This is a genomic window from Acinetobacter sp. OYA S30, from assembly GCF_033599315.1.
In the GTDB taxonomy this organism is placed as follows: domain Bacteria; phylum Pseudomonadota; class Gammaproteobacteria; order Pseudomonadales; family Moraxellaceae; genus Acinetobacter; species Acinetobacter baumannii.
Genome location: NZ_JAWVAV010000022.1, coordinates 40,436 through 62,413, shown reverse-complemented (window position 1 = coordinate 62,413; position 21,978 = coordinate 40,436). Strand labels below are relative to the sequence as shown.

Here is a 21,978-nt window from a genome sequence, read left to right as displayed (position 1 = left end):
CACATAAACTTTAAAGCAGTTTGAGGGCTATTAGGCCTTTCAGGCTTTAAATCGTCACAACCAAAAACTTAGCAACCATAAAACTTGAGATGTGCCAAGCACAGTCTTTATAGGCCTTGCTGTGCCTTTTTTTCTCCCCAAAAAGTATCTCATTTACAAACAACAAGAATTTATAACGGTAAAATTATGCCAAATTTAGTTCTCCCAACACGTGCCTTATACGTTGTAAATAAAGCAATTGATCTGTTTCATCACCGTGGGTTCCACCTTATTGGGGTCGACAGAATAGTGAAAGAATCAGAGATTACAAAAGCGACTTTCTATAATTATTTTCACTCTAAAGAACGACTTATTGAAATTTGCCTGATGGTGCAAAAAGAAAAGCTCCAAGAACAAGTAGTCGCAATGGTCGAGTATGACTTAAGCACTCCTGCAATAGATAAACTCAAAAAGCTTTACTTGCTACATACCGATGTAGAAGGGCCGTATTACTTATTATTTAAAGCCGTTTTTGAAATTAAAAATAGCTATCCCAACGCTTATCAATCCGCAGTGCGCTATAGAACATGGCTAAAAAATGAGATTTATAGCCAGCTTAGAACACTAAAACCCGATGTCTCTTTTACCGATGCCAAACTATTTTTATATATGGTGGAAGGCACAATCATTCAGCTTTTAAGCTCTGGTGGGGTAAGCGAGCGGGAGGGTGTGTTTGAGTGTTTTTTAAGAGGACTAACTTCATGCAAATGATAGTTTAGGGTTGCGTCAGTAGCGGCTAAATACGAGTCATAAGGAAGGGGGCTGCATGCTGTATTTATCAAAAAATAACTTGTTTATTTAGCATGGCTCCTTTAAATAATGAAAGAGAAAAACAACAATGATCTCTATAGCTGTATGAAGGAGGACGTTATTTGAAGTTATTTATTGTGATATTTATTGCCATTTTTTCGAGTATTGGAATCATTTGCTTAATTGCATTCCTCAGAAATTCAAAAAATTATTCACCATCGGCTGAGCATGATTATTCAGCTTCAACACATCTACAACACCACCATATTTACGATAACAGTCACCATAGTTCTCATTCATCAAATGATTGCTCATCATTTTCTGACTCGGGCGGATGTGATGGGGGCGGTAGCAGTGACTAAAAAGCCCTTTCATATAAAAGGGCTTTTAAGCAGTTTAAGGTAAATCAAACCAGATAAATTGGCTGTCTTCATTTGCATGAATCACGGCATTATCTTCAAAGACCAGAGCATCACCCGCTTTCACTTCGTACTCACCAATACGAACTTCACCTGAAATTACATGAACGTAATTAACTCGTTTTGAAGTCTCAACTGGCAGTTCAAGACCTTTTTCAAGTACAGCAGATTTTACCTGTGCATCTTGGCGAATATGCATTGGTGCATTTGCATCAGGGCCTGCAATCAAATGCCATTCGTTAGGTTGATTACGTGGGTCCAAACTAATTTGCTGATAATTTGGCTCGGCTTCTTTTACATCGGGAATAATCCAGATTTGTAATAAGTGCACTGGTGTATCGGTGTTATTGATCTCACTATGAGCAACACCTGTACCGGCACTCATAAGTTGCCATTCACCTGCTTTAATCTGGCCTTCATTTCCCATGGTGTCACGGTGTGAAATTGCACCATCAAGCACACAGGTTAAAATTTCCATATTGTCATGCGAGTGAGTGCCGAAACCGTTGTGGGCATCGATTCGGTCATCATTAATGACTCGAAGTGCACTTACCCCCATATATTTAGGGTTATACCAGCTACCAAACGAAAAACTATGATAAGACTCTAACCAGCCTGCTTTAACATGACCACGATCTTCACTACGATGCAAATAAGCATTCATGACTCGATCTCCTCAATTATTATTTATCTCTTGAGGAATATGTTAAACCTGTGGGGTAAAGCTAAAAATAGAGTAGATGCAACATATTGTTGCATTTTTAAGATGATTAAGATTTTTATAAATATTCGTTTTAAATTTTAGATATAAAAAATCCTGTATAAAACAGGCTTTTTAAAAAGACATTACATATAAATGCCTATCTATAAGGCTTTAAAGGAAATTATAGATAGACATTGAGTTTGATTAAGCAGATAAAAACTCCGCGTATTTAGAAATATCGACATTGCCACCACTAATAATAATGCCGATACGTTTGCCTTTTAACTCATGTTTTAAATTACGGGCAGCCGCGAATCCGAGACATCCGGTCGGTTCAACCACCATCTTCATTCTTTCAGCAAAAAACTTCATAGCGTTAATGAGTTCTTCGTCTGTGACCGTCAAAATGTCATTAACTTTCTGTTGAATAATAGGAAAGGTCAATTTGCCTAAATATTGAGTTTGCGCGCCATCGGCAATGGTTGGCGGGGTATCAATATGAACAATTTCTCCTTTTCTAAAAGACATTTGTCCATCATTTCCTAGCGCAGGTTCAACGCCATATATTTTGCAGTTCGGAGAAAGCTGGCGAGCCGACAGGGCAGAACCCGCCAATAAACCGCCGCCACCTAAACATACAAACAGGTAATCTAAATCACCGACTTCTTCAAATAACTCTTTAGCAGCCGTACCTTGACCTGCAATCACATGCGGATGGTCATAAGACGGAATTAATGTTAGACCATTTTTTTCGGCAATCTCTTTTCCAATTTTTTCCCGATCTTCCGTATAACGGTCAAATTCAACAATATTGCCGCCGTATTCTCGCGTTGCTGCCATTTTTGCAGCAGGTGCATCTTTAGGCATGATAATGGTTGCAGGAATACCAAGAATTTTTGATGAAAGCGCAATAGCTTGTGCATGATTTCCCGAAGAAAAAGCAACTACACCTGCTTTCTTTTGAGTCTCATTAAATTGCAAAAGTGCATTCATGGCACCACGAAATTTGAAAGCGCCTACACGCTGAAAATTCTCACATTTAAAGAACACTTCTGCTTCAAATTCATTGTTCACCGTACGTGAAGTTAAAACAGGAGTTTTATTTATAAAATCTTTTATACGTTCAGCAGCGGCTGCGACATCTTCATAATTTGGAAGGGTTAAATTGTTCATAATTAAACCTGATTCTATTCAATGTTTTCGGATGCAAGATTTCGTATTGCCAAGGAAAGCACAATCTATTGACCTTGTTTAGATAAAATATATATATTTAGATAAAATGTCTAATTTATTTTTTAATTTGATAACAATGAGATATAAGATTTTGATTTACATTAAGTTTAAAATTAGATAAAAAGTCTAAATTACTGTTTGTGTACTTCACTCTAGGGTTTGAAACAGTAATGAAGTCATTAGGAGAAATACATTGGGCAATCGTGATAAACATTTACTCACTCAACTTGATACTATCGCGAAAGGGTTAAGTGAAACACTAGCCCCTTTTTGTGAAGTGGTTGTCCATGACTTAACCAATCCTGAGCATGCCATACTTTCAATACACAATAATTTGTCTGGCCGAAAAGTTGGAGACCCAGCAACTGAGTTAGGGCTGGCAAGAATCATGTCTCCGGAGTTTCCAAACCTTATTACAAACTATGCTAACCAGTTTGCAGATGGCCGCCCTGCAAAAAGCACCTCGATCGGTATTAAAGATGAAGAGGGCCAGTACGTAGCTGCTTTATGTATGAATATTGATTTAACCTTATTTAGAGGGATGCAAAGCGCTTTAGAGCATTTCACTAAAATTGAGACTGACAGCATTATTGAAAACTTGGAACCGAATGGCACGGAAGCAATTCGAAAATATATCGATCAGTTTGCTTCAAAACATGCCACTACACCGCGTATGCTAAAACTCAATGAGAGAAAGCAATTAATACAAGAACTCAAGAATAATGGCTTACTAGAAATTAAAAAGGCGGTGGAAACGGTTGCCCAACATTTAGGTATATCCAGAGCCAGTGCCTATTTGTATGTAAAAGAAACTTAATTTGCCAAATCGAGGTCATCATATTCGTTCAAGGTCTTACCTTGCTGAATATGTTCCTGATAATGTTGAGCGCGCAGTTTGTCTAACTCTGAACTTGATACGCCATCTCTCCAATAGCCAGCAATGCGCACGTCATTTTTATTTAACTGTTGATCTTCTAGAAAAAATTGACGTAAGGCTCTTGCTTCGTTGCGTTCGCAAGCTGCCCAAATCGTAATATTTTCATAATTTTCTAGCGCAAATGCTGCTTTTAAAAGAAGGCCTTTTTGTGCCGTGTGATGTTCTTTATGGAACGAATGAATTTTGACATGCTCAAGTTCGGGTAATTGGCTAGCAATGTCTTTTTCAAAACTTTCAATGAAAATATCCGCACTTATGCCGAGTTCCCATTGATTAAGTATTGAATATAACGCGGGTACAGCCGTATCGTCGGCAAACATGACCACATGCTTTTTGGCTGTGAAGTTGGGAATGAAATGAGGGCGGGGGCCAATAAGCCCGATTTTTGTACCCACTTGAGCCGAATTAAGCCATTCCATTGCTGGGCTTAAATCTTCATGTTTAACAAAATCAATTTCGATTTGAGCATTTACAGGGTTAAATGAACGAACCGTATAGACGCGTGAAATGGGTTGTCCCTCTGGCGGATTGCTCACAATTAACCGAATTGCCAAATTGGGAGCTTGCCAAAGCTCTGGTTGTAATGTGTTGATTTTTCCTTGAATTCTTACAATAGAAGGATACGGCGTCTGGATCGAGACAATAGTCATCTCAAGCTGTTCCATATCTTGTAAATGGTCTTTTTCTTTTAGTAAGTCGCCATATTCTTGTTTCGATTTTTCTGCAATTTTTGTCATATATATAACCCAAGCTTAATGATTACTATAGAGCGCGATAATTGATATAGATGTAATCTCTCTATGGCTACGATAACCAAGTTAGCCCTTAATGTAAATAATAATCATTATTAATTGTGGGTTTTAGACGATAGAAATAGTTCACTAAACGACTAAACCGAATAGAAAAATTATTTTATTATTTTGATATTTATCATTTTTTATTAATAGTTTTTAAAGGAGAGAAATGATATTTCTCACAATATTAATTGTAAATGATTATCATTTATATTATTGTGCTGGGGTATCTATTATTCAAACAAACAGCGATGAAAACGACATTTTTATAACTTTGTTTTGAATATTAGGTTGGGTGGTATTGCATAAAGAATAGGGTGAGGACCAAGATAAATGCTAAAAGATTTGAGTCAAAATTTAGGGCAAATGAATGATAAAAATAACAACGTAGAAAATTTCTTAAAGCAAATTTATGAAAATATTTTTGATAAAAATTCCAATCGAACAGCACTCATTTTTGAAGATCGTAGCATTAGTTATGCTGAGGTAGGGACTCAGGTCGCCAAAGTCATGTATGCGCTAAAAATGCAAGACTTGGCAACAGGGTCAGTGGTGGCAATTTGCCTGAGAAAAAGTCCTGAGCATATTTATACAGCTTTGGCATGTGCGCTTACAGGTATCATTTGGCTACCTGTAGATATGGATTCTCCGCCGTCGCGACTGAACTATTTATTGACGAATAGTCGGGCAAATGTTGTGGTGAGTGACTCATCCATTGCAGGTGTGCAAACACTAAATATTAATGAGATTTTATCGGCTACAACTAAGTACAAACCGAGCTTAAATGCCGAAATTAACCGACGTCCGGCTTATTATTTATATACTTCGGGAAGTACAGGGACTCCAAAATGTGTGGTCCTAAATAATCAGGCCACAGAAAACACGCTACAACAGACGATCTCGGAATGGAAAATTACTGCTGACGATGTGATTATGGCGGTAACACCGTTTCATCATGATATGTCGGTATTTGATGTATTTGCTTCAATGGCAGTGGGTGCAACTTTAGTGGTTCCATCTTTTGAGCAAAGTAAAAATGCTGTTGTCTGGGCCGATTTAGTAGATCGTTACAAGGTTACGATTTGGAGCAGTGTGCCTGCCATTGTCGATATGTTGTTCAGTGTAGCTCAAAAAGAACAATTACAATCTTTGCGTTTAATTGCCCAAGGCGGCGACTATATCAAGCCCTCACTTATAACGAAGTTAAGACAACAATTACCTAACGCTCGTTTATTTTCATTAGGTGGGCCTACCGAGACCACAATTTGGAGTATATGGCATGAAATAAATGAGCAGGATCAGGAAATTATTCCGTATGGAAAAGCTTTAGAAAATAACCGTTATTTTATTTTGGATGAAAATCTGAAGCCTTGCCAAATGGGCGAGGTCGGTACGATGTATATGGCCGGCCTGAATTTATCTAATGGTTATTTACTTGATGGGGAAATTAATTATAAAGATTTCGTTGATATTCAAGTGAGTGAAAATGAAACTCAAACTGCTTTTCGCATGAGTGATCAAGGATATTTTAGGGAAGATGGAAATATTATTTTTGCTGGACGTGAGGAAGGTTATTTAAAGATAAAAGGTGTGAGAATCTCTGCGGCCGAGGTTGAAAATGCTTTAACCAAGCATCCGTATATTCATAACTGTGTAGTAGTAAGTTGTGTACACCCAACAACTGAAACTCAAGAGCTAGTCGCCGTTTATACTCTAGAAAATAAATACAAAACTACTCGCTTAAATAGCCTCGAATTAAAGAACTTTTTAAAAGTGCATTTGCCAAGTTCACATATTCCTTCGAAATATTTAGGCATCGAAACCATACCTTTGACCCGAAATGGAAAAATTGATCGTAAAGCTGTGCAAGAAATGGCTCAGAGTAAAATTTACGTATCTTCTAAGTTCTCTGCAAACTCTTCTAAAGCATCGTCAGCAGTAGCTGAGGTGGGGGATTCGGTTTTATCGGTTTTCCGTGAATGCATAGCTGACAGCCAAGCTGAAAAAATGGATATTTTTTATAGAAGTGAAATATTAGATATAGGAATTCGTCCGAAACAACTCATGAGTATTGCTCAGAAACTTTCTCAAAAGCTCAATACACAAATTGATTTTTATACGCTAGTTAGCTGCAAAACAATTCAGGATGTGGTGAATAAAGTAGAGCAGCAAATAAAATAGAAAAATTGAAATGTGCTTAAAAGCGAAGTTGAGATGTTTGCTTTTAAGCACATGGTGAATTTTAGGGCAACTAGATTTGAGCTAAGGTTGCCTTAATTTTTTCGCAAATACTTTCCACTGTTGTAGTCGGGAAGCGGTGGGCTTGATACGTAATGATCATGCTTAACTGATGCTGTCCATCAATCACATTTTCCATAATTTCAAAATGTAACCCGAACATCGATTCATCACGTTCCGGCAAAATCTGACGATAAGGAAGGTCTTGTCCCTGAGGTGTTTTGAGCGCGCCGTTTAAAGCGTTATTTGAATGGATATGAATAAACACATCAAATAACAGTCCTTCATCTGCGCTCATCCCTAACGCATTTTGTATATGATTGATGGGAATGTCTGCATAGGCCATCGAGGTATTAATCATTGTGCTGATATTGTGGAGCAATGATTGGAATGAATCTGAAGGGCTAAACTGTGTGTGATGCGCCACCATGGTCGTAAAGTAACCCACCGTATCAAAGAACTCAGGATCAGTTCGTCCAGATGCAGAAGTACCAATCACAATATCTTTTAAATTACCTTGTTGCTGTAATGCATGGGCGATAGCAGTATAGAGAACCGCGAAAATAGAAGAGCTGTGTTGTCTCGAAAATGCGAGAAGCTTTTCATGCATTTCTGGTGCAAATTTAAGTTCGAGCCATTGGACTGGAGGTTTTTCCTTTTCAGCATTTAATTCATGTTCCGAAACAGGAAGGTTTAGTCCTTTGGTTGCTCCTCTTAACAGGTTAGTCCAATAATTTAGATGGTCTTGGTTAATACCTTGTTTTTGCTGGAGTAAAGAAAAATCAAGAATGGATTGGGCGGGTGCTTTCCAGTTTGGGGCTTGAGCATTTGAGCGAGCAAGATAAGCATGCGCAAGGTCAGCCATAATGGTATTTAAAGACCATTCATCAATCACCATGTGGTGGACTAAAAACGATAGAGTTTGGCGACCTTTGGCATTTCGAATTAAACGAATTCTTAAGGGAAGTTCACGGGTTAAATCAAATTTATATGAAGCTTCACTGGCAAGCGTTGCATCGTGACTTTCGGCACTGTTCCAAAACCATTTGAATTGTTGAAGTTCAGACGTAGGAACAACCTGCTGATAGGTTTGACCATTGGCGCTATTAAAAATTGTGCGTAAACCTGCATGGCGCTCCACAATATCTGTAAACGCCTGAAAGAAAACATCTTCATTAATTTCTTCAAGGAATTCTACGGCAAATGGTAAGTTATAAATTGGGCTAAAATCGAACGCGGAATAAGCTTGCCACAGGAAATCTTGAGCTAAAGTAAGCGGGGCTTTATCTACACTTTGTAAGGTGGTTTTTTCGGTTTTTGCAGATTTAACGAAAGCGTATTGAGCTAAATCGGCAGCAGATGGAGATTTAAAGAAATCATTAAATTGAATCTCAATTCCATGTTTATTAAGTAGGTTCCCAATAATTCGCGTTGCTAATAGTGAATGGCCGCCAAAATCAAAAAAGTCATCATGTTGACTCATTTCTGGTTCAGCGAGCGTATTTCGAAACTCTTCTAAAATAATTTCTGATACATAGTTTTGGTTAGATTGTTCTGACGCTTTTGTAGAACTTGTATCTAGATGATGTGCGATATCAATTTCCGTCAGCACCAATGGCATATTATTTGGTGAATATTGTTGATAACGATTTAGTATAGCCTGAATGAAATCTGACTTTTGATAGCTTTCATCAAGAATCGGGTGGAGCGCTAAAATAAGAAAATAGTCTTGTTCAGTTTCTACGAGACTTGTAAAAAAAGGGGGATGAAATTCTGCGTTCCATGCTTGCGCTTTTAAGGTAGCGACCTGCTCAAATACGTGTTCTGCATTGCTCTTTTTTACTTCTAGGCAAGCTGAATGATCATCAAATGGATATTTGTATAAATCACCTTCGTCACTAAATGTATAGCGAACATTTAAGTCAGGTGTAGTTTTAATAATGTCTTGAATTGCTTTAGTGAGCAGTTGAATGTCTAAATCTTGATTAAGTTTCCATAGATTAAAACGTCGGTTAACTTGTTCAGGCTGTTGTAATTGCAACATCCAGATATGTTCTTCGTAATCAGTAACCGAAAGGAGAGAGGGCGATTTGGAAAATTGTTCCAACATAAATGAATCCTGGTTTATCAAATGGCTATTTTCATCAATTTTTATTTCGCAAATTTTTACATTAGATTAAATTTCATATAATTCATAATGTTATAGATTTGCTTGTTTGCAAAAATTGACCTTTTTCTAATGAGTTGATGTCCACATGAACTGTACTGATGTAACAGTAGGGTTACATTTTACCTTTAAACATACTATAATTGATTCTCATTTACATCAAGATTATTATTTGCAAGTAGATAGTACCAATTGAGAATGACGAATTTTTAAAATAGAAAATAAATAATAAGTGATTGATTAATATTTATTTAATTCGAAATTGGTTGGGCAAAAATAATTTAAAGATGAAAAAAACGCTCCTCGGAATAGGGCTGTGATTTTGCCTATTCAAAAGGAACTTATTTTGTTGTCTCGATAAAATTGAGGAATTTTCATGAGAATATTCAATCATGAAAGGTTAATAAGCCCATCAAATGTTGAACAAATTTTCCCTCGCTTTAGTTTGATGGGACTAAATTTGCGATTTGCATCGGCTTTATTACGCTCAAGTGGGGCACGCCACTGATGCGATTTGGCTTATTCTGTATTTTTATCATTTTATGTATTTGTTCGTTATTGCTCGGGGCTGAGCAAATACAGTGGTCTACCTTATTTTCTTTTTCTCATGAGAGTTGGCTCACTCTTACAGCCAGCCGTATCCCTCGTTTAATTACTATTGTGCTCACCGGTATTGGGTTGGCGGTATGTGGCGTCATCTTGCAGCATATTGTGCGTAACAAGTTTGTTGAACCGGAAACTTCGGGTGGTTTAGATGCTGCCAAACTGGGAATTTTAGTGTCTTTAACTTTAGTTCCGGTAACCAGCACGCTGAGTAAGATGATATTTGCGATCATTTTTTGTTTTATTGCCAGCTTAATTTATATCGCAATTATCCGCCGGATCCGTTTTAGAAATACGGTTTTAGTACCGGTTATTGGCTTGATGTATGGCAGTGTAATGAGTGCCTTAGCTGAGTTTTATGCCTATCGCTTTAATATTTTACAAAGTATGCAAGGGTGGCTTTTAGGAGATTTTTCAAAAATTGTCCAAGGTCATTATGAAGTCATTTACATTATTTTTCCGATTGTTGTTCTGACTTATCTTTTCGCACACCGCTTTACCGTGATTGGTATGGGTGAAGAGATGGCTTCTAGCTTAGGACTTAGTTATGCAGCTATAGCCGCCATTGGTTTAATACTGGTTGCCATTACAGTTTCGACCACAGTAATTACTGTTGGTGCTATTCCTTTTGTCGGGCTCGTGGTCCCCAATTTAGTCGCACTGAAATACGGAGAGAACTTAGCTAAAACCTTGCCGATTGTGGCTTTGGGTGGAGCGTCTCTATTACTGGTTTGCGACATTCTTGGTCGTTCAATTATTTATCCATTTGAAGTGCCAATCGGACTTACCGCAGGTGGTGTGGGGGGAATTATTTTCCTCATCCTCATTTTGAGGGAGTTCAGATAATGCGTATTACAAAGCTATGGATGATTTACCTGATTGTCGTCTGTCTAGCAGTAGTTTTTTTATTTTTAAACTCAGGGTTAGATTTTGATTACGTCATTCCTAACCGACTTCTGCGTCTTGCCACGATTGTGATAGCTGGTATTTGCGTTGCTTTTTCCTCGATTGTTTTTCAAACGTTGGTGGGTAATCGTATTTTGACCCCTTCCATTATGGGCTATGAAGCGATTTATCTCTTATGGCAAGTTTTGTTGTTGTTCTTTTGGGGAACGCATGGACTAAGCCAGTTAGGAATAAATGGTAATTTCTTTATCTCTATCGTTTTAATGCTGCTTTATTCGTGGGTAATCCATAAGTGGTTATTGCCATATGGCAGAAATGATGTCTTTCTCCTGTTGCTTTTAGGTTTAGTCCTTACGATGGTCGTCGGGACGGTTACTCAATTTATTCAACTCAAAATTAATCCTGGTGAATTTTCTGTTTTCCAAGGCCTTAGCTATGCTTCGTTTAATCGCTCTCAACCAGAAACTTTATTGTATGCCAGCTTAGCCGTAGTCATTGTTCTATTCCTCGGTAGAAAAGCGCTCCCTGTTTTGGATGTTCTGATTTTAGGGCGTGAGCAAGCCATTTCATTAGGCATTCATCATCACCGCTATGTCAGTTTCTATTTAGCTCTAATTGCTATTTTGGTTGCGGTATCTACCAGTCTGATTGGCCCGACAGTATTTATGGGCGTATTTATTGCCAACATTACTTATGCACTAGCAAGAAGTTATAAGCATAAATTAACGCTGCCCATGGGTTGTGCCATCACGATTGCCATATTTATTGCTGCTCAAATTTTAGTTGAGCACGTTTTTAATTACAAAACGACCGTCAGCATTTTGGTCAATCTCGTATGTGGCATTTATTTCCTTGCGCTGACGGTTCGTACCCGAGGTGTTGCATGATTCATGTCAAGAATATCAATAAGTCATATGGAAATAAGCCAATACTGACTGACGTAAATGTTGAATTTCCTACAGGTCAGGTGACGTCACTCATTGGTCCAAATGGAGCAGGAAAATCGTCTTTGCTCATGATGATGGCACGTTTAATTGAGCCGGATAAAGGCGAGATTTTTCTTAATCATCAAAATATTGCGGGTATTAAAACCGCTGTTTACGCCAAGCATGTCGCGACTTTACGTCAAGCACCCGGCTTTAATTTGCGCTTAACCGTAGAAGAGCTGGTGTCATTTGGACGCTTTCCCTATAGCCGTGGTGTTTTAACCGAGCAAGATCGTCAGGTGGTTGATGAAGCGATTGAGTTTCTTTCTTTAGAGCCGCTGCGCAAATCTTACATAGATGAAATTAGTGGTGGTCAAAGGCAAATGGCCTTTTTGGCGATGACGATAGCCCAGCAAACAGACGTACTTTTATTAGATGAACCCTTAAATAACCTTGATATGAAACATGCCGTTCAAATTATGCGTGCACTCAGACGTTTATGTGATGAACAAGGGCGCACTGTGATTTTAGTCATTCATGACATCAATTTTGCCACGAATTACTCGGACCATATTGTCGCGCTCAAGAACGGCAAGCTTCATTTCAGTGGGTTAACGGAACAAGTGATTACAGAGGCGCAATTAAATGATCTGTACGAGCTTGATTTTGAAATTACATACAGTGAGCGTGGCTGTATGTGTAATTACTTCAACTCATCTGGAGCTTGAATACATATGAACTGGAAGAAAAAGTATGGGGGAGTAGCCCTAATCATAGCGGCAGCTGTCACTCTACAAGCATGTGATCAAAAAGTTGCAGATACCACTCAAGCTTCTCAGAAGCTAGCAGAACCGATTACGGTGAAACATGCGCTTGGAACTACGGTGATAGATCATCTACCGCAACGCGTTGCCGTACTTGATATGAATGAAGCTGACTTTCTAGATCAACTCAATGTCCCGATTATGGGAATGCCAAAAGATTATGTTCCACACTTTTTGGAAAAATATAAAAAAGATGCACAAATTCAGGATTTGGGTGCAATTGTACAGCCCAATATGGAAAGGATATATGCATTAAAGCCAGACCTGATTTTGATGACGCCATTACACGTTAATCAGTATCAGGAACTGTCCAAAATTGCCCCGACCATTCATTACGATATTAATTTCAACAATAGCGAGAGTAATCATATTGGTCTGGTTAAAGACCATATGATGACCTTAGGAAAAATATTTAATAAAGAAGACTTAGCTCGCCAGAAAGTTTCTGAACTTGATGAACAGGTGAAGCAAGTACAAGCCGTAACGGACAATCGCCCAGAAAGAGCATTAGTCGTTCTTCACAACAATGGGGCATTTAGTAATTTTGGTATTCAGTCACGCTATGGCTTTATTTTTAATGCTTTTGGGGTAAAGCCTGCAAGTAGTGTGGTGGATACAAGTCTACATGGGCAACCTATTTCGAGTGAATTCATCAAAAAAGCTGACCCCGATATTCTTTATATCGTGGACCGAACTGCTGTGATGGAACATCGCTCAAACATTAATGCTGCCAGTGTTGAAAATCCATTATTACGTCAAACCAAAGCATGGAAAAACGGTCGTGTCATTTTTGTCGATGCCGATGCGTGGTACACCACGGCTGCAAGCCCAACCTCACTCAAAATAGTGATGGAAGATGTGAAAAAGGGCTATCAATAAATTTTTAGGCACATCATTTAGTCAAATTTTACAGCATAAATTTTCACTATTTTGCTATGAATTTTAAGCAGATAGTTAATAAAAAATGAATCAAAACATTAAAGGTCTTTCAATGAACAACGTTAGCTATAACCGTAATTTTAAAACTGGGAATGATCAAAGAATTAATCACCGTTCTTTTGTATTAAATGGTGTTGCATCTGCACAAATGGCCCTTCGATTAGGCTATGCATTAGGCACCGTATTTGTTCTATGTGCATCAAACACCTATGCTGCTGTTATTGATAATTCAACAAAAACTCTAGAACAACAACAGGCTGCTCAAACAAATGTAGCAGCTTTACCCGCAATTACCGTAAAAGCTGAACAAGATGATACTTATGCGGGAGGGCAAGTTGCAACATCGAGCAATGTTGGATTTCTCGGTAGTAAAAAATTTCTAGATACGCCATTTAATACGATTAGTTATACCGATAAGTATATCGAAGATAAACAGGCAAAAGATATTACAGAAGTGATTGCAGCAACTGATCCATCGATATATACCAACGGTGCAAGTGGTGGTTGGAGTGAAAACTATTATATTCGTGGATATGCTTCGAGTACGAATGATATGTCAATGAACGGACTTTTTGGTATCACACCGTTTTATCGAACTTCTCCGGAAATGTTTGGCCGCGTTGAGGTGTTGAAAGGTCCCTCCGCTTTGTTAAATGGGATGCCGCCAGCAGGATCGGTGGGTGGAACGGTAAATCTAGTGACCAAATATGCGGCTGATGAACCGTTTGCACGATTGACCACAACTTATATGTCGGATGCCCAGTTTGGTGGACATGTCGATGTTGGAAGAAGATTTGGTGAAAATAAAGAATTCGGCGTTCGTATCAATGGAATGTATCGAGATGGAGATGCAGCAGTTAATGATCAGTCTAAAGAAAGTCGTTTATTTTCGCTTGGCTTAGATTGGCAAGGTGAAAATGCACGTGTTTTTGTTGATGCTTACGATGCCTTAGATCATGTTGATGGCGTGACACGTGGTGTTAACGTCTCTACTGCAGTTGGAATTCCGAAACCGCCGAAAGCGGATACCTTACTTAGTCCGGATTGGGGCTCTGTTGAAACCAAAGATAAAGGCGCAATGATTCGTGGCGAATATGATTTTTCTGATCAGTTGATGGCATATGCGGCTTATGGACAAAGTACAACTGAATATAAGTACAATGGGGCAAGTGCAGGGACGATTACGAGTAGCACTGGAACACTGAGTTCAACACTTGGACAACTTGCTTTTGACGTCGATAAAAAATCAGCAGATGCTGGTTTTAAAGGCAAGTTTGAGACGGGGTCTGTGAAACATCAATGGGTCGCCAATGCAACCTACTATAATCATACACAAGATGATTATGGTTATAGAATTATCCCAGGTTTTAGTGATCCTGTTATTACGAATATTTATGATCCCAATCCAAATTGGGGGCCTAAACCGGAATTTACACCGCCGTTTCTATTTCATTCGACACTCTCTACCTCTAGCTTTGGTTTAGCCGATACATTGTCGTTTGCTCAAGATAAAGTACAGTTGACTTTAGGACTTCGTCATCAGACTGTAAAAGCAACAAGTTCTGTTAATACATTACCTGAAAATGCTAAATCAGCAACCACGCCTGGTGTCGCCTTACTGATTAAAGCGACTGATAAAATTTCTGTTTATGCAAACTATATTGAAGGTTTGACAAAGGGTGATCAGGCACCTGCAACTGCATCAAATCCAGGGGAAATATTTCCTCCTCAAAAAACCAAACAACAGGAACTTGGTTTGAAGGTTGATTTGGGGACATTTGCGCATACCTTGAGTGCATTTGAAATTACCAAACCAAGTAGTTATTTAGATCCTTCAAAGCTTGTGAATAACTTACCTACCTTTGTTTCGGATGGAGAACAACGAAATCGTGGTATTGAATGGTCATTTTTTGTTTCACCGATTGAACATGTGCGTTTAATGGGTGGCTTTACCTATCTTGATCCTGAACTTACCAAGACTAAGAGTGGAGGAAACGATGGTCATACAGCAGTTGCTGTGCCAAAAAATCAGGCTAAGCTTGGAGCAGAGTGGGATACTCAAGTAGCACAAGGGACTTTAACCTTATCAGGAAATATCAATGCAGTTTCCAAGCAATATATTAATGCAGAAAATACCTTGTCCGTACCAGGGCGTACGCTCTTAGATGTTGGCGCACGCTATAGTACGAAAGTCGAGGACCACCCAGTTACTTTCCGTGCCAATATCTACAACTTAACCAACAAAGCGTATTGGGCACAGCCACAATTGACGAATTTGGCTCTAGGCGCACCAAGAACGTATATGCTATCTGTATCATATGACTTTTAATTTGTTGTAATCTTCAACCGAATAAAAAAACCCGCAATCGCGGGTTTTTTATGATATTCATATTTTATTTTGGTAAACCATAATGCTGGAAAGAAGACTGTTTAGGAATTCGATAAGCATTACGCCCCAGTAATTGATTAATAATGACTGAGTTTCGAGTTGCTCCAATCCCTAAGTCAGGAGAACCAACGCCTTGCTGAAAAATCTCGGCATTTTGAATGAAAATTCGACCTTGTCCCTGATCACAACGTAAAGCCGTAAAGTCTTCTTGAACAATACAATCATTTTTATCATCAACAGCTAAAATAGAACCCTTCATATTTTGGAACCATTCAGGCCAATCATGAACATAGCCTGTAGCTGCAACAAGGGCATCAGTTTCTAATTCGCAACGTTGATCGAGTTGGGTATGCAAACAAGTTAAACGCAGAGAACCCGATTCAAGTTCTTTAACCGATTCAACCTCACAGCTTGTGTATAGGCTTAAACCGGATTTCTCACCAGCCACTGAACGCTCATAAAGCACATCATATATATCACCAATGGTTGAGAAGCTAATCCCTTTATAGATCAGGCCCTGACTAGCAGCAATATCGCGGCGTTTATCTCTAGGCAGGCTTTGGAAATATTGCATATATGCAGGGGTAAAGCACTCTTGTCCAAGTTTAGAATATTCCATTGGGTGAAAGCCGGCAGAACGTGTGATCCAACGAATAGATGCGCCTGCTTTTACTTGTTCTGGTGTAAGTGAATTAAATAAAGCAAGTACACATTCTGCCGCACTCTGGCCCGAGCCAATAACCGTGACCTGTTTACACTGTTTGAGTTGTTCCTGAATTTTTGCAAACTCCGCAGAATGTTTTACTAAAGGGTGCTTGCATGTTTCTAGCCATGTAGGAATTCGAGGTTTAGTCCCAATACCAATCGCCAGATTTTGGCTTATATATTTTTGTTTTTCGCCTGAGGCTGATTCACTTTCTATAATAAATTTATCCAGCTTGGTGTCATATTCCACATGGCTTACGTTTTCTCCAAATCGACAATCGGGTAATTGTTTTGAAGCCCAACGGCAATAATGGTCATATTCACGGCGTGGAATTAAAAAACTGTCGTAATAATAAAACTGATGCAAGCGATCATGTTGATGTAAATAATTAATATAGCCTAAGGGATGGCAGGGATTGGCCATAGTAACCAAGTCGGCAAAGAAAGGAACTTGTAATGTCGTGCCCTGCAATAGCAATCCTTCATGCCATCGAAATTCTGGTTTGCGTTCTAAAAATACGCTTTTGATTTCGGGATGATGAGACAAAAGAGCAGCTAAACCTAAGTTGAATGGCCCAATACCAATTCCGGTAATATCTATTTTTTTCATGTTTATACTTTATCTGTTTCCAAAATGATGAAAGTTCAAAATACGAATTAATGTGGTGTTAGTAGTTTCTCTACATCAGCAATATTGCGACATTGAATAAGTTGAACAGGTGAGAGCTGAATCGCGTATGTTTCATTAATACGTTTTGAAACGGCCTTTAAATGATGTGGACGTAGCCCGAGATGAGTAAAATGAGTTGAGTTGTCCACTTCCTTATTTGGCGTGTGGCCTATCACTTCTAAGTAAATGTCGAGTAGTTGATTTTGCTGTTTAGCATTATTTTCAAGTGGTATAGATGAATGATCGGACTCATTATTTTTAAAATATGGTCGTTTATTTTGAAGCTCACTGAAAAAATTGCTGAGATCAAAACTGAATATTTCTGAACCAATAATTTGCTTGATTGCTAATTGCAGTGCATCCAAGAAATCGTCAATCATGTTGGGTGGAAATGCTTCTTGAGCATAATCAATATCGAAAATCAAAGCGCCGTCATTTCTTGTGCTAAAGCGAATATCAATTGCAACTTGAGGTGTTTGAGTAAGGCCATCTAGTTGCTGAATAGGATGAGATTCAGATAATACCGGCCATGACAAACCATTTGTAATTACAATTGGCAATACTGGAGCAGTGCCAACTTTTTCAAATAATAGTCGAGCGAGATCAACGCCTGAAAATGAAAGATGCTGTAAACCCTCTAAAACTTCAGTTTGTAAGCGGTTTGCTTGTTCAGCAAATTGATCTGAAGCTTTCCACTCAACAGCAATAAACGTAGAACTATTGGAAAATGGTCCGGCATAGAGGGGAAGTGTAGGAACAGCAACACATAGAGATTTGTCAGTATTCCAATGAGATAGCACTTCCAAAATAATCGCCATGATGACTGAGTTTTTAAACAGTGAATGTTTTGCGCCAATTTTAGACAACTGTTTAAATTGATCTTTTTCTATAACCAGACTGTTACGTTGGTAACGTGAAGTCGGTAAATGCTGTAAGGGTGTTTTCCACGGAAGCGCAGGAATAGCCGATAATTTAGAAAATTTTCTTTCCCAGTAAGCCATATCTGCGTGATGAACAGACAGGCTATTTTCAACTTCATTTTCTTCTATTTGCGTTTGGATATCATGTTGTTGTCCATCAAATAGCTCTAACATAAGTGAAGCTATAGATCGGCCATCTAAAATTAATGCATCAAAGCGGACAAAAACCGTTAATAGATTATTTTTTAATAAAAATACGGTGATATTCCAAGGCGACTGATTTAAATCAAATAGCTCATGCGTATAACTATTTTTATAGGACTGGATGTGGTGAGAAGCACGTTCAGGTTCCCATGTAGTTAGGTCTATTTCTTTTAAATTGACACTCACTTGATCGCTTACATATTGTATTAACCTATTTTTATCAATATAGGTTCGTAAGCTGTCATGCCGCCGTACCATTTCTGCCAATCGTTGTCTTAATAAAACAATATCCATTGTGCCGTGATACTGCCTAAACTCTTGCATGGCAACACCACCTAAAGGAAGGGCTTGAGTTCGGCCTAATAGGTAGGCTTGCTGTAATGCATTTAATGGTTTTTGAGACGTACGATCTGACGAGGTATTTTGTGCTGGGCTTATAATTTGTGTATTCAGTTGCTCAGGATGTGCGGCAAGATTTTTAAGTAAATGAATGAAAGATTCAAATAAATTCGTGATCCATTCTTTGGGTAGAGCATCTAAACGGATGTCCCAATTAACTAAAATACCGTCATCTACATGAGCAACTTGTGCATCAATTGCAACTTGCGGCCCTTGTGAAATGACCCAATTCATTGAGCCAAAAACACGGCGGACACGCTCAGAAAGCAAATTATCATTTTCTATGTCGAGCGCCGCTGTAAATACCACGGGAGCAATCTGTGCACTACCATGATAACGAGACAGATCACGTAGAACATTCACACCCGAATAATGTGAATGCTCTAATAACTCAAGCATTTGATTTGCTATTTGTTTGCAGAATGCAGCTAAGGTAGTTATTCCTTTCATATCGACATCAAGGATGACTAGATTAGCAAAATCACCAATAGTGCCTTCGACATTTTTTAAAACCGGTTCGCGCCAAAAAGTAGGAATATTTAATCGGAAACTGTGATCTTTGGTTGCATGACCAAGCGTATAGGCAAATAGACCTAATATCAGATTGGTCACAGTAATGCGTTGTTCTCTAGCAAGTTGTTGTAATGCTTTTCGTTCTTTTGGCGATAACCAAGTACTTAAACGATCACTTTTTGCTGTTTTGAATTCTTGATGAATGAAAGGTAGAGACGGAGCAGGGCTAATATGAGGCAGACGTTGTTTCCACCATAAGCGGTCTCGTTGGTTTAATTTTTTTAGGTCAGGGTCTGTCCGTATTTTTTGATACCAGTCAAAAAAATTAGGCGGACGGGAGAATGATATTTTTGGGTCTTCATAAAATAAAGAAAGATCTTCCATCAAGTTCAAAAAACTGGACGGATCTATAGCAATCATGTCCGTATCTACATGAAAACGAAAAATATTATTTTTAAGAACACTTATAGAAAATCTTGCAGTCTGGCCCTGACTTAAATCAAGTTTTTGATGGGTCCATTGCTCCCGTTTTTGCATGAGCATTTGCTCAATTTGATGATCGCTAAGCTTTGAAAAATCATCGACTTCTAATATCTGTTGAGCTTTCTCAGCCATGATGTTTGCGATGCCATCGGCACTCAAACTTAATCTCAAAATAGGGTGTTCTTTATAAAGTCGTTGAAGTGCTAAATGTAATTTTTGTAGATCAATAAATTGACCGTCAAATTCTGCATAGAGATGGGCAGCAACCCCACCTAAAGTTGCGTTGCCAGAGCGACCAAACCAGCAGGCCGCTTGCATCGAAGTTAATTCACACATTGAACGATAACTCGGTTGACAAATTAATCTTGTTTCAGCATCATACAAACAAATGAAAATGATTACCAGTTGCATTTGTTAATCATTTCCAATTTTGCTGTGAATATATAGCTTGTCCGTCTTAAGAGTTTTCTTTAGTCGGTATTCAAATTAAATATTTATGCCGAGATGTAAGAAAATTTACCAAGAATCAATAGCTTGATAACCATTAAATTAAATTGAATATTTAGAATGTCATGAAAAAACAGTTGATTGAGTTTGTTCGCTGGTCTCCCGAGAGAGCGCAACACTATCGAAATAAAGGTTATTGGATTGACCAACCTTTGACGCGCATTTTAACGGTAGGGGTTCAATCGCATCCGCATTCGCCGGCAATTATTTGTGGTGAACGTCAGTTGAGTTATATCGAGCTGGATCGGCTATCAACAAATTTAGCTTCTCGACTAGCTGAAAAAGGCTTGGGCAAGGGTGATACTGCTTTAGTACAACTTCCCAATGTTGCGGAGTTTTATATTGTCTTTTTTGCCTTGCTTAAAGCAGGCGTGGTTATGCTCAATGCGCTATATAGCCATCGCCAATATGAACTAAATGCCTTCATTAAACAGATTCAACCTAAGCTTTTAATTGGTTCGCGTCAGCATGAAGTCTTTAGCAATAATCAATTTATTGACTCACTTCATGAAGTAAATTTAAGTCCTGAAATTATTTTGATGTTCAATCATCAAGCTACCGATTTTGGATTATTAGACTGGATTGAAACACCAGTAGAGACCTTTGTCGATTTTTCATCTACACCTGCTGATGAAGTTGCTTTCTTTCAGTTGTCAGGTGGAAGTACGGGAACACCAAAACTTATTCCACGCACGCATAATGACTATGACTATAGTGTGCGAGCCAGTGCCGAGATTTGCGGTTTAAACTCAAATACCCGGTTATTATGTGCTCTGCCAGCTCCGCATAACTTTATGTTGAGCTCACCTGGTGCATTAGGTGTTTTACATGCAGGTGGATGTGTTGTTATGGCACCAAATCCTGAACCGCTCAATTGTTTTTCTATTATTCAAAGACATCAAGTCAATATGGCATCTTTAGTGCCGAGTGCTGTCATTATGTGGCTAGAAAAAGCCGCGCAATATAAAGATCAAATTCAGTCTTTAAAGTTGCTTCAAGTAGGTGGAGCAAGTTTCCCTGAATCTTTAGCCCGTCAAGTTCCTGAAGTCCTCAATTGTAAATTACAACAAGTATTTGGAATGGCCGAAGGCTTGGTCAATTACACCAGACTCGATGACTCCGACGAGCAAATCTTTACGACACAAGGGCGTCCTATCAGTTCTGATGATGAAATCAAAATTGTAGATGAGCAGTATAGAGAAGTTCCGGAAGGTGAAGTAGGAATGCTTGCGACTCGGGGGCCTTATACCTTTTGTGGTTATTACCAAAGCCCTGAACATAATTCACAGGTCTTTGATGAGGACAACTATTACTATTCGGGCGATCTCGTGCAGCGTACCCATGATGGCAATTTACGTGTAGTAGGAAGAATTAAAGACCAAATTAACCGTGGTGGTGAAAAAATTGCTTCGGAAGAAATAGAAAAACTTATTCTTTTACATCCGGAAGTTATGCACGCAGCTTTGGTTGCAATTGTTGATGAACAATTCGGTGAAAAAAGTTGTGCCTTTATTGTTTCTCGGAATCCTGAACTTAAAGCTGTTGTGCTCAGACGCCATCTCATGGAGTTAGGTATTGCACAATACAAACTTCCAGACCAGATCAAATTAATCGAAAGTTTGCCACTGACCGCAGTCGGTAAGGTGGACAAAAAACAACTTCGCAGCATTTTAAATATATCTACAACATCTTAGTAAATATTGAGCAGCA

Annotated in this window: 15 protein-coding genes; 9 read left to right on the top strand and 6 right to left on the bottom strand. The window is 38.6% G+C overall.

Annotation, left to right across the window (positions count from 1 at the left end; genetic code table 11):
* Window positions 1–186 precede the first annotated feature (186 nt).
* Window positions 187–750 (top strand): TetR/AcrR family transcriptional regulator, encoded by a 564-nt coding sequence (locus R5R67_RS12100; RefSeq protein ID WP_001133245.1) that lies wholly within the window; start codon window positions 187–189, stop codon window positions 748–750.
* A gap of 435 nt (window positions 751–1,185) precedes the next feature.
* On the opposite strand, the gene R5R67_RS12095 is transcribed toward R5R67_RS12100, so the two are convergent.
* Window positions 1,186–1,872 carry a pirin family protein gene (locus R5R67_RS12095; RefSeq protein ID WP_000995334.1) on the bottom strand — a complete coding sequence of 229 codons (687 nt, stop codon included), beginning with the start codon at window positions 1,870–1,872 and terminating at the stop codon, window positions 1,186–1,188.
* Between the two features lie 243 nt (window positions 1,873–2,115).
* Window positions 2,116–3,084 (bottom strand): threo-3-hydroxy-L-aspartate ammonia-lyase, encoded by a 969-nt coding sequence (locus R5R67_RS12090; RefSeq protein ID WP_001061794.1) that lies wholly within the window; start codon window positions 3,082–3,084, stop codon window positions 2,116–2,118.
* Window positions 3,085–3,337: 253 nt separating this feature from the next.
* Here R5R67_RS12090 and R5R67_RS12085 point away from each other — a divergent pair, with 253 nt between their 5' ends.
* Entirely contained in the window at window positions 3,338–3,961 is a 624-nt protein-coding gene (locus R5R67_RS12085; RefSeq protein WP_000528174.1) for a transcriptional regulator, read from the top strand.
* On the opposite strand, the gene bauF is transcribed toward R5R67_RS12085, so the two are convergent.
* Window positions 3,958–4,818, bottom strand: coding sequence for an acinetobactin utilization protein BauF (bauF, locus tag R5R67_RS12080; protein ID WP_000160890.1), 861 nt, complete (start codon window positions 4,816–4,818; stop codon window positions 3,958–3,960). The two genes, R5R67_RS12085 and bauF, sit on opposite strands and share 4 nt — an antisense overlap.
* A 390-nt stretch (window positions 4,819–5,208) precedes the next feature.
* On the opposite strand from bauF, the gene basA reads away from it, so the two are divergent.
* Entirely contained in the window at window positions 5,209–7,056 is a 1,848-nt protein-coding gene (basA, locus tag R5R67_RS12075) for an acinetobactin non-ribosomal peptide synthetase subunit BasA (RefSeq protein WP_000910249.1), read from the top strand.
* Window positions 7,057–7,126: 70 nt separating this feature from the next.
* Here the strand turns inward: basA and basB are convergent, their stop codons facing one another.
* Entirely contained in the window at window positions 7,127–9,157 is a 2,031-nt protein-coding gene (gene basB, locus R5R67_RS12070) for an acinetobactin non-ribosomal peptide synthetase subunit BasB (RefSeq protein ID WP_009519595.1), read from the bottom strand.
* A gap of 630 nt (window positions 9,158–9,787) precedes the next feature.
* Here basB and bauD point away from each other — a divergent pair.
* The 5 genes from bauD (at window position 9,788) to bauA (ending at window position 15,807) form a co-directional block, all read left to right on the top strand.
* Window positions 9,788–10,729 (top strand): ferric acinetobactin ABC transporter permease subunit BauD, encoded by a 942-nt coding sequence (gene bauD / locus R5R67_RS12065; RefSeq protein ID WP_001210793.1) that lies wholly within the window; start codon window positions 9,788–9,790, stop codon window positions 10,727–10,729.
* A complete protein-coding gene (bauC, locus tag R5R67_RS12060) occupies window positions 10,729–11,676 on the top strand; it encodes a ferric acinetobactin ABC transporter permease subunit BauC (RefSeq protein WP_001223290.1) in 948 nt (315 codons plus the stop codon). Before bauD ends, bauC begins: the two co-directional genes overlap by 1 nt.
* The gene (gene bauE / locus R5R67_RS12055) at window positions 11,673–12,443 is read left to right on the top strand and encodes a ferric acinetobactin ABC transporter ATP-binding protein BauE (protein WP_000582111.1); all 771 of its coding nucleotides are present in this window, start codon (window positions 11,673–11,675) and stop codon (window positions 12,441–12,443) included. Before bauC ends, bauE begins: the two co-directional genes overlap by 4 nt.
* 6 nt (window positions 12,444–12,449) lie before the next feature.
* Window positions 12,450–13,418, top strand: a complete 969-nt coding sequence (gene bauB / locus R5R67_RS12050; RefSeq protein WP_001104134.1) for a siderophore-binding periplasmic lipoprotein BauB — start codon at window positions 12,450–12,452, stop codon at window positions 13,416–13,418.
* An 85-nt stretch (window positions 13,419–13,503) separates the two neighbouring features.
* A complete protein-coding gene (bauA, locus tag R5R67_RS12045) occupies window positions 13,504–15,807 on the top strand; it encodes a TonB-dependent ferric acinetobactin receptor BauA (protein WP_001073037.1) in 2,304 nt (767 codons plus the stop codon).
* A 64-nt stretch (window positions 15,808–15,871) separates the two neighbouring features.
* On the opposite strand, the gene basC is transcribed toward bauA, so the two are convergent.
* Complete coding sequence (gene basC, locus R5R67_RS12040; RefSeq protein WP_000717772.1) at window positions 15,872–17,182, bottom strand: putative histamine N-monooxygenase; 1,311 nt, start codon at window positions 17,180–17,182, stop codon at window positions 15,872–15,874.
* Window positions 17,183–17,229: 47 nt separating this feature from the next.
* Window positions 17,230–20,172, bottom strand: coding sequence for an acinetobactin non-ribosomal peptide synthetase subunit BasD (gene basD / locus R5R67_RS12035; protein ID WP_001177729.1), 2,943 nt, complete (start codon window positions 20,170–20,172; stop codon window positions 17,230–17,232).
* Window positions 20,173–20,333: 161 nt separating this feature from the next.
* On the opposite strand from basD, the gene basE reads away from it, so the two are divergent.
* Entirely contained in the window at window positions 20,334–21,962 is a 1,629-nt protein-coding gene (basE, locus tag R5R67_RS12030; RefSeq protein ID WP_000744370.1) for a (2,3-dihydroxybenzoyl)adenylate synthase BasE, read from the top strand.
* Window positions 21,963–21,978: the final 16 nt, after the last annotated feature.